The sequence below is a fragment of the Pseudescherichia vulneris genome, from assembly GCF_902164725.1.
Taxonomy (GTDB): domain Bacteria; phylum Pseudomonadota; class Gammaproteobacteria; order Enterobacterales; family Enterobacteriaceae; genus Pseudescherichia; species Pseudescherichia vulneris.
In genome coordinates this window covers 993,192-1,002,475 of the sequence record NZ_LR607338.1, presented here as the reverse complement: position 1 = coordinate 1,002,475, position 9,284 = coordinate 993,192, and the positions used below count along the sequence as shown (strand labels likewise).

Here is a 9,284-nt window from a genome sequence, read left to right as displayed (position 1 = left end):
AAGGCCCGGATCACGACAAATACCTGTGGACCAACGCCTCGTTCGCCTTCGCCGCCAACATGGTAAAAAGCTTTATCAACAACGGCTGGTGTGTGCAGATCCGTGGCCCGCAGGCTGGTGGTGCCGTGCAGGACCTGCCCATCCACCTGTATGACCTCGGCACCGGCAACCAGGTGAAGATCCCCTCTGAGGTGATGATCCCCGAAACCCGCGAGTTTGAGTTTGCCAACCTCGGTTTCATCCCGCTCTCCTACTACAAGAACCGCGACTACGCCTGCTTCTTCTCGGCTAATTCCACCCAAAAACCGGCGCTGTATGACACGGCGGATGCCACGGCCAACAGCCGCATCAATGCCCGCCTGCCGTACATCTTCCTGCTGTCGCGTATTGCGCACTACCTCAAGCTTATCCAGCGCGAAAACATTGGCACCACCAAGGATCGCCGCCTGCTTGAGCTGGAGCTCAACACCTGGGTACGCGGTCTGGTAACCGAAATGACCGATCCGGGCGATGCGCTGCAGGCCTCGCATCCGCTGCGCGATGCGAAAGTGGTGGTGGAAGATATCGAGGACAACCCCGGTTTCTTCCGCGTGAAGCTCTGCGCGGTGCCGCATTTCCAGGTGGAAGGCATGGACGTCAATCTGTCGCTGGTCTCTCAGATGCCGAAGGCGAAAGCGTAACGCACAGGAGGTGCGATGAAGACAGAACGACCGCTATGGGCAAGGGGACAGATGATCTCGCCGCAGCATTTTCAGCATCAGGCGGCACTTATCGCCTGGTCCGCAGAGAGTATCGCCCGGCTGGGGGCGCTGAATCCGTGGGGAATACAGCGTGTGGAGTTTGACGCCTCTCTGCTGGCGCAGGGGCGGTTGAAAGCCAGCCACCTGTCTGTGCGTTTTGCCGACGGCACCCTTATCGATACTGATAATGCGGATCCCTTGCCGCCGGTGATTGTGCTTCCCGAACGCAGCGAGCTGACGGTGGTACTGGCGTTGCCGCATGAGCATGAAAATGGCGGCAACTGCCTGCGTCCGGAGGAGAAGCCGGAGCGCCCGGTGCGCTGGCGACTTGGCTGGCGGGAGGTACGTAACCGCTATGGTGACGACAGCCGCCAAATAGCGGTGATGCTGCCGGAACTGGTCCTACGCGCGGCGGACGAGGATAACGCTAACTACCAGACGGTCTCCGTGGCCCGTCTGTTTCGTGACAATCAGGGCAACTGGTTGCAGGACAGCGCCTTTGTCCCACCGCTGTTGAGCATCCAGGCCAGCCGCTGGCTGCTGGATCGGCTGGAGCAGTTACTGAGTCAGCTACGCATTCGCCTGCATCGGCTGATGGCGATGCGCCGTGAGAGCAATGAGCGGATGGCGGATTTTGCGGTGGCGGATGTGTCGCTGTTCTGGCTGCTGAATGCCCTGAACCATGCGGAGCCGGTGCTGAGTCATTTTGTCCGCCACCCGCAGGTTCATCCCGAGCGCCTCTATGAGGTGCTAGCGGGGCTGGCCGGTAGCCTGCTGACCTTTTCTCTTGAGCATACCACAGCTGATATTCCGGTTTACCGTCACGAGCAGTTAACGGTGGTATTCCCGCCGCTGTTTGACCTGCTGGGCGTGCTGCTGGAGGCCAGTCTGCCATCAAGAGTAGTGGCAATTGAGATGGTTAAGGATGAGCGACGCAAACGCTGGCATGCCCGCCTGCACGATCTCAGGCTGCGCGAGGATGCTGATTTTTATCTCTCAGTGCGTTCCGCCTTACCGGTAGCGCAGCTGCTGGAGCTGTTTCCGCAGCAGTGCAAAGTGGGCAGCCCGGATGAAGTGGACAGAGTGGTCAATGGCTCGCGGCCCGGTGTTCCGCTGCGGGCCATGAGCCATGTTCCGGCGGCGATCCCGCTGCGTCTGGAAAATCAGTATTTCAACCTTGATATGGCCCATCCGGCAGCGCAGGCCATGCTGGCGGAAGGAAGCTGCGTGTTTTACGTCTCCGGCCTGCTGGGTGAGCCGGAACTTGAACTCTGGGCGGTGCTGCGTTCATGAAAAAGGATATTGATATTGACGCCCTGCTGGAGAACACCTGGCTGATCGTCACCGAGCTGCGTTACGGAGCCGTGCTGGCGGAAGGCGAAGGGGAGATGCTCTGGCAGCGCTGCGTGGAGGATATTACCCAGGTAATGGTGCAGCTGGCGCAGGCCGGAATGAGCGAGGCCGATCGCCAGCATATTCTCTATGCCTGGTGCGCGCTGCTGGATGAAACCGCCAAGGGACGAGAAGGTGAGGATGATGCCTGTATTGTCTGGTACGACCGTCCGCTACAGGCCAACTACTTCGGCACCATGGACGCCGGGGATGCACTGTACGAGCGGATACGGCAGGTTTTGCGCGAGCCTGCGCCGGACAGCGCGGTGCTGACCTGCTTCCATCGGGTGCTGGCGCTGGGGTTTAAGGGCAGCTATGCCACGCTGAACGACCCGGCCCGTGAGCAGATTGTTCGGGCGCTGGCCGATCGTGTCCCGCCGTCGGGTTTTGCGTCAAACAGTCCGCTTTTGGCCACGGTTTCCGGCGGCCGCGGCGTGCGTGAATGGTTACGCCACTGGCCAGTGTGCATCGGCCTGTCCGCCATTGTGGTGGCGGCGCTGTGGCTGGGGCTAAATCACTGGCTTGACGGGCTGGTGACATCCCTACTGCCGGGGGCTGGAAAATGAGCGTGCGCCAGCAGCGCCTGTTATGGCTGTGGGGCGGTTTGCTCGCGGCGCTGCTGTGCCTGCTGTTCCTGCCGCTGACGGCCAGTGAACGCGGTTTTGCCATTCTGCTGACAATGGCTGTCGTTATTGCCGGACTGGTTTCTGCAGGTCACCGTTTGCACGGTTTGGCGGAAGGTGAGGGTGAGCTGAACGATCTGCCGGAAGCGCCGTACCGCCTGCCGGTGGTGCTGGTTTGCGGCGACACGTTGGACTGGCCGGGCGAGGGATCAATATACCGTACCGCGCACGGCTGCTGGCTGAGGGTGTCCACAGCACAACTGCGGCAGACGGTACGTCATCTGCTCTGGCAACGCCCGGATCTGGTTGCACAACTGGCGGTGATGATCGTTGTCCGTCCGCAGCAGCATGACGATGAGGCGATGCTTATCACCCGCCTGCATGAGCTGCGCTGGCAGCTTGCGCAGGTGCGGCGCGAGACCCGGCGCACGGTGCCACTGCTGCTGGCCAGCACCGTCGCGGGGGTGTCTGTCGCTGAGACGCTATGGCAGTCCGTTCGGGCGGGGGACGCGCTTCAGGTCTGGCAGGCGGATCGCGCCCCGAACAGCATTACCCACTGGCTTTCGCAGGGCGACAGCGCCTCTCGCCTGCGGACGCAGGTGAGGGTAAACGCGCAAGCCCGCTATATGGCGGAGGCGGTGATACCGGCGCTGACGGCGACCTCGCCGGACATGCCGCCGGCGGTGCCGGCAATGGTGCTCTACCACCAGGCTCCGTCGTCCGCTGTGCCTGCGTTGGCAGACTCCCTCTGGTCACGCTGGCTGGCGCGTCATACCACTCTCAATCAGCTGCCGGGCTGGCAGCCGGGTACGGCATTGCCAGACGATATGCCACTCCCAGATTGTATTCTGCCGCTGCTGCCGCAGGGTGGCGGCACCACGCCGCGTAACCGGACGCAACGCCGGGCGTTCTCTCTCTTCACTCTGGCCGTGCTGGTCGCTCTGTGCAGCAGCGCATGGAACAACCGCCAGCTGCTGCACCGGCTCGCCTTTGATGTCTCGAACTATTACCGGATTGGGATGACGGACACCGTGCCAAAAGCCAGGGCGGTGGCACGGCTGCGTAGCGATGTGGCGTTGCTCAATAACTGGTCTCGTAACGGTGAGCCGCTGCGCTACGGGCTGGGGCTGTATCGGGGGGAGCGGTTGCGCCCTGCGGTGCTGGCCGCCATTCAGACATACGTTCCTCCGCCACCGCCACCGGCGATCAAGCAGGTGATCCAGGGGCCGCAGACGGTACGTCTCGACAGCATGTCGCTGTTTGCTACTGGCCAATGGCAGTTGAAACCCGGCTCCACAAAGGTGCTGGTCAATGCGCTGGTCGGTATTAAGGCCAGGCCCGGTTGGCTGATCGTGGTCTCAGGCCATACCGACAGCACCGGGGATGAAAAATCTAACCAGATCCTCTCTCTGCAACGCGCCGAGTCAGTCCGCAACTGGATGCGTGACACGGGTAGCGTGCCGGAGAGCTGTTTTGCGGTGCAGGGCTATGGCGAAAGCCGCCCGGTCGCAACCAATGACACGCCGGAAGGCCGGGCGCTGAACCGGCGTGTCGACATCAGTCTGGTACCGCAGGCCAATGCCTGCCGGATGCCGGGCAAAACCCCTTTGTCACCCCAGCAGGGTGACGCTGATAAGCAATAAGTGGAGATACACAATGGCAATTCCAGTTTATCTGTGGCTGAAAGACGACGGCGGTGCGGACATCAAGGGTTCCGTCGATGTGAAAGATCGTGAAGGCAGCATCGAAGTTGTCGCCCAGGAGCACGATCTCTACATCCCCACCGACAACAACACCGGCAGGCTGACCGGCACGCGTATCCACACGCCGTTCAAATTCACCAAGGAGATCGACTCCTCCAGCCCCTACCTGTACAAGGCGGTGACCACCGGGCAGACCCTCAAATCTGCCGAGTTCAAGTGGTACAAGATCAACGACGCGGGCCAGGAGGTGGAGTACTTCAACACCAAGCTGGAGAACGTGAAGGTGGTGAAAGTGAACCCGCTGATGCACGACATCAAAGATCCTGCCAAAGAGAAGCACAACCACCTGGAGCAGATCGAGCTGCGTTACGAAAAAATCACCTGGACCTATAAGGACGGCAACATCATTCATTCCGACGCCTGGAACGAACGGGCCACCGCATAATTGCCCGTCATACTTCGCGGACCTTCAGCAAAAAAACACAATCCGCGACCGACCTCGTGCGCTTTGGTCTCCTGAATACCAGGAAACAGCGATGGGCGGTAGCGTGTCCAGGAACCGATAAAGAGAGAGAGTCATGGAAAATCCCGCCGTTCTGCTGCGTCGTCTCAACCCCTACTGTGCCCGTGCGATGGAAGGGGCCGCCTCCCTGTGCCAGACCCGGGCGCATGGGGAAATTCTGCCGGAGCACTGGCTGCTGAAACTGCTGGAGCAGGGCGAGGGCGACCTCACCGTGCTGGCGCGGCGCTATGAGTGGGATATGGATAGCATCTGGCAGGATCTGCTCGGCTGGCTGGATGCGCTGCCGCGCTCCGTGCGCAGTCGTCCGCAGCTGGCAGAGAGCACGCAGACGCTAATGCAGGACGCCTGGTTGCGGGCCTCGCTGGCAGGCGAAGAATGCATTCGCAGCGTCCATCTGCTGATGGCTCTGGTAGATAAACCGAAACTGGCGCGCTGCGACAGCCTGTGGCCGCTGTTAACTCTGGGTCAGAGCCAGCTGGAGCGCCTGCGTCCGCTGCTCGATGCCCAGTCCGATGAGCGCCCGGACGTTCAGCAGGAAGCGGAGCTGGCGCTACATCATGATGGGGAGCTGAACCCGGCGTTGCAGAACGTGCTGGATAAATTCACCCTCGACGTCACCGCCAGAGCGCGGGAAGGCAGCATCGATCCGGTATTTGGTCGCGATACGGAGATCCGCCAGATGGTGGATATTCTTTCCCGACGGCGCAAAAACAATCCTATCCTCGTCGGCGAGCCAGGCGTGGGCAAAACCGCTCTGGTGGAAGGGCTGGCGCTGCGCATTGCCGAAGGCAACGTACCGGAGAGCCTGAAAACCGTCAGCCTGCGCATGCTTGACCTGGGTTTGCTCCAGGCCGGCGCGGGCGTTAAGGGCGAGTTCGAGCAGCGGCTGAAGAATATTATTGAGGCGGTGCAGCAGTCGCCCACCCCGGTTCTGCTGTTTATCGACGAGGCGCACACCATTATCGGTGCGGGTAACCAGGCGGGCGGTGCGGACGCCGCCAACCTGCTGAAACCCGCCCTGGCACGGGGCGAGTTGCGCACCATCGCCGCCACCACCTGGAGTGAGTACAAGCAGTACTTTGAGCGCGACGCCGCGCTGGAGCGTCGCTTTCAGATGGTGAAAGTGGACGAGCCGGATGACGACACCGCCTGCCTGATTCTCAGGGGGCTGAAAGCCCGCTACGCACATCATCACGGGGTGCATATCACTGATGACGCGGTGCGCGCCGCCGTCACGCTCTCCCGGCGCTACCTCACCGGACGTCAGCTGCCGGATAAAGCCGTGGATCTCCTCGATACCGCCGCCGCCCGCGTGCGCATGACTCTCGATACCGTGCCTGAACCACTGACCCGCATGAAATCCGCCATCACCGCGCTGGAGATGGAAAAGCAGGCGCTGCTGGAGGATCTGGCGGTGGGTAACGGCCCGCATGGCGAGCGGCTGGAGGCTATCGATAAAGAAGAGGTGAGCATCATCCTGCAGCTCGACACGCTGGAGACGCAGTACGGTCAGGAGCTGGCGCTCAGCGAACAGCTGCTGGCATGCCGCGCAGATATCTCCCGTCAGAGGGAGCTTGCCGCTCTGCGGCACCAGCTTGCTGAAGTTCAGCAAAATAATCCTTTGCTGGAGGTGGACGTCGGTGTGCGCACCGTTGCCACGGTTATCGCTGACTGGACCGGCGTGCCGCTCTCCTCATTAATGAAGGATGAGCAGACGGAGCTGCTGAGCCTTGAAGCCGCACTCGAAAAACGGGTGGTCGGACAGGAGGCGGCGCTGAACGCCATCGCGCAGCGCCTGCGCGCCGCCAAGACCGGGCTTGCACCCGAGAACGGGCCGCAGGGCGTGTTCCTGCTGGTCGGCCCGAGCGGAACCGGCAAGACCGAAACGGCGCTGGCGCTGGCGGATACGCTGTTCGGCGGCGAGAAGTCGCTTATCACCATCAACCTCTCGGAGTACCAGGAGCCGCACACCGTCTCCCAGCTGAAAGGCTCCCCGCCGGGCTACGTTGGCTACGGCCAGGGCGGCATCCTGACTGAAGCCGTGCGCAAGCGTCCGTACAGCGTGGTGCTGCTCGATGAAGTGGAGAAGGCGCACCGGGACGTGATGAACCTCTTCTACCAGGTGTTCGATCGCGGCTTTATGCGCGACGGTGAAGGGCGGGAGATCGACTTCCGTAACACGGTGATCCTGATGACCGCTAACCTCGGCAGCGACCATATCATGCAGCTGCTGGACGACCAGCCGGACGCCACCGATACCGATCTGCACGAACTGCTGCGCCCCATTCTGCGGGACCACTTTCAGCCCGCGCTGCTGGCCCGCTTCCAGACCGTGACCTACCGCCCGCTGGGGCAGCAGGCGATGCGCACCATCCTGGGGATGAAGCTTGATCAGGTCAGCCAGCGGCTGGCCCGCCATTACGGCATGACAACGGCTATCGACGAGAGCCTGTATGAGGCCCTGACCGCCGCCTGCCTGCTGCCGGATACCGGGGCGCGCAACATTGACAGCCTGCTTAATCAGCAGATCCTGCCGGTGCTGAGTCAGCAGCTGTTAAGTCGTATGGCGGCGGGACAGAAGCCGCAGCGGTTGACGCTGAGCTGGAGTGAAGAGGCGGGAGTTGGACTGGATCTGGACGAAGGGGAAATAAGCCATGAGTAACGCGACCTCCCCGCTGTTCAGTCACAGCCATAACCTGCTGAAGGTGCGCGGCTGTCAGTCGCTGCTGGATGTACTCTGTTTTGAAGGTCATGAGGCGCTGAGCAAACCATTCCGCTACACCATTGAATTCACCAGCCCGGATAAGGCCATCACGCCGCAGCAGATGCTGATGCAGGACGCGTCGCTGACCCTGCAGGCTCCGGTTGATCAGGGTTTCGGGATCGGGGTTCAGCAGCCGGTACGCACCCTCCAGGGAACAGTTACCGGTTTTGAACGTCTCTCCACCTCCAGGGATGAAACGCGCTACTGCCTGACGCTGCAGCCGCGGCTGGCCCTGCTCTCAAGAAGCCACCAGAACCGGATTTACCAGGATATGTCGGTGCCGGATATTGTGGAGCACATCCTGCGCACCCGCCACGACATGCGCGGGGAGGACTTTGTTTTCACCCTGGCGAATGAGTACCCGCGCCGTGAGCAGGTGATGCAGTACAACGAGGATGACCTGACCTTTATCTCACGCCTGCTGGCGGAGGTGGGGATCTGGTACAGCATCACGGCGGACACCCGGCTCAGTATTGACGTGGTGGCGTTTTACGATGACCAGCGCTATGTCGAACAGGGGCTGACGCTGCCGTCGGTTCCGCCATCCGGGCAGCATGACAGCGGCACCGAGTCGGTGTGGGCGCTGAAAAGCCATCATCACGTGGTGGAGAAGTCGGTCTTTACCCGCAGCTATAACTACCGCAACGCGCCGGAGGATATGAACCTCAGCACGGATGTGTCGCCGGGCGACAGCACCACCTGCGGCGAGGCGTATCACTGGGGGGACAACTACCTGACGCCGGGCAACAGCGACCAGCGTGACCCGGAGCCGGAGAGCGGGGCGTTTTACGCCCGTATTCGCCACGAGCGATACCTGAACGGTCAGGTGCAGCTGAACGGCGAAACCAGCTGCGCGACGCTGGCCCCCGGCCAGGAGCTGAAGGTGACCGGCGGCGAGGAGGTGGCGGATACCTTCCGTCAGGGGGTGGTGATCACCCGCATTCACAGCCGCGCCCGGCGTGACCGCAGCTTTGAGGTCACCTTTCATGCTATTCCGTTCTCTGAGCGTTACTGCTTCCGCCCGGTCACCATCGTTAAACCCGTGATGGCCGGGACACTTCCGGCGAGAGTGACAAGCACTAAACCCAACGATATCTACGGTCATATCGATCGCGACGGGCGCTACCGCGTCAGCCTGCTGTTTGACCGCGATCGCTGGTCTCCGGGTGAAGAGAGCCTGTGGGTGCGCCAGTCCCGGCCCTATGCCGGGGACACTTATGGTCTGCACCTGCCGCTGCTGGCGGGCACCGAGGTGGCGATAGCCTTTGAGCAGGGCGATCCGGATCGGCCCTATATCGCCGGCGTCCTGCACGACTCGGCGCATCCGGATCATGTGACTATCTATAACTACAAACGCAACGTGCTGAGAACCCCGGCGAATAACAAGATCCGCCTCGACGACACGCGCGGAAAGGAGCACGTGAAGATCAGCACCGAGTACGGCGGCAAGAGCCAGCTTAACCTCGGGCACCTGGTGGACAGCGAAAGGAATCAGCGCGGCGAGGGGGTAGAGCTGCGTACGGATGACCGGGTATCTGT

Annotated in this window: 7 protein-coding genes; all 7 read left to right on the top strand. The window is 61.8% G+C overall.

Annotated elements, in window-relative coordinates:
• Window positions 1-680: type VI secretion system contractile sheath large subunit (gene tssC / locus FN633_RS04015; protein ID WP_154058819.1), on the top strand; the 680-nt coding region annotated here is incomplete at its 5' end.
• A gap of 15 nt (window positions 681-695) precedes the next feature.
• A complete protein-coding gene (gene tssK, locus FN633_RS04010) occupies window positions 696-2,033 on the top strand; it encodes a type VI secretion system baseplate subunit TssK (protein ID WP_154056836.1) in 1,338 nt (445 codons plus the stop codon).
• Window positions 2,030-2,698 carry a type VI secretion system protein TssL, short form gene (tssL, locus tag FN633_RS04005; protein WP_154056835.1) on the top strand — a complete coding sequence of 223 codons (669 nt, stop codon included), beginning with the start codon at window positions 2,030-2,032 and terminating at the stop codon, window positions 2,696-2,698. The genes tssK and tssL overlap by 4 nt, the downstream gene beginning before the upstream one ends.
• Complete coding sequence (locus FN633_RS04000) at window positions 2,695-4,398, top strand: OmpA family protein (protein ID WP_154056834.1); 1,704 nt, start codon at window positions 2,695-2,697, stop codon at window positions 4,396-4,398. The genes tssL and FN633_RS04000 overlap by 4 nt, the downstream gene beginning before the upstream one ends.
• A gap of 13 nt (window positions 4,399-4,411) precedes the next feature.
• A complete protein-coding gene (hcp, locus tag FN633_RS03995) occupies window positions 4,412-4,903 on the top strand; it encodes a type VI secretion system effector Hcp (RefSeq protein WP_154056833.1) in 492 nt (163 codons plus the stop codon).
• Window positions 4,904-5,036: 133 nt separating this feature from the next.
• Window positions 5,037-7,643 (top strand): type VI secretion system ATPase TssH, encoded by a 2,607-nt coding sequence (gene tssH / locus FN633_RS03990; RefSeq protein ID WP_154056832.1) that lies wholly within the window; start codon window positions 5,037-5,039, stop codon window positions 7,641-7,643.
• On the top strand, window positions 7,636-9,284 hold a 1,649-nt coding region (vgrG, locus tag FN633_RS03985), incomplete at its 3' end, for a type VI secretion system tip protein VgrG (RefSeq protein ID WP_154058818.1). The genes tssH and vgrG, both read left to right, overlap by 8 nt.

Bases quoted from the DNA above. Each gene is read 5' to 3' on its own strand.
- FN633_RS04000 (WP_154056834.1), top strand. From the start codon at position 2,695: ATGAGCGTGCGCCAGCAGCGCCTGTTATGGCTGTGGGGCGGTTTGCTC.
- tssH (WP_154056832.1), top strand. From the start codon at position 5,037: ATGGAAAATCCCGCCGTTCTGCTGCGTCGTCTCAACCCCTACTGTGCC.
- hcp (WP_154056833.1), top strand. From the start codon at position 4,412: ATGGCAATTCCAGTTTATCTGTGGCTGAAAGACGACGGCGGTGCGGAC.
- tssK (WP_154056836.1), top strand. From the start codon at position 696: ATGAAGACAGAACGACCGCTATGGGCAAGGGGACAGATGATCTCGCCG.
- tssL (WP_154056835.1), top strand. From the start codon at position 2,030: ATGAAAAAGGATATTGATATTGACGCCCTGCTGGAGAACACCTGGCTG.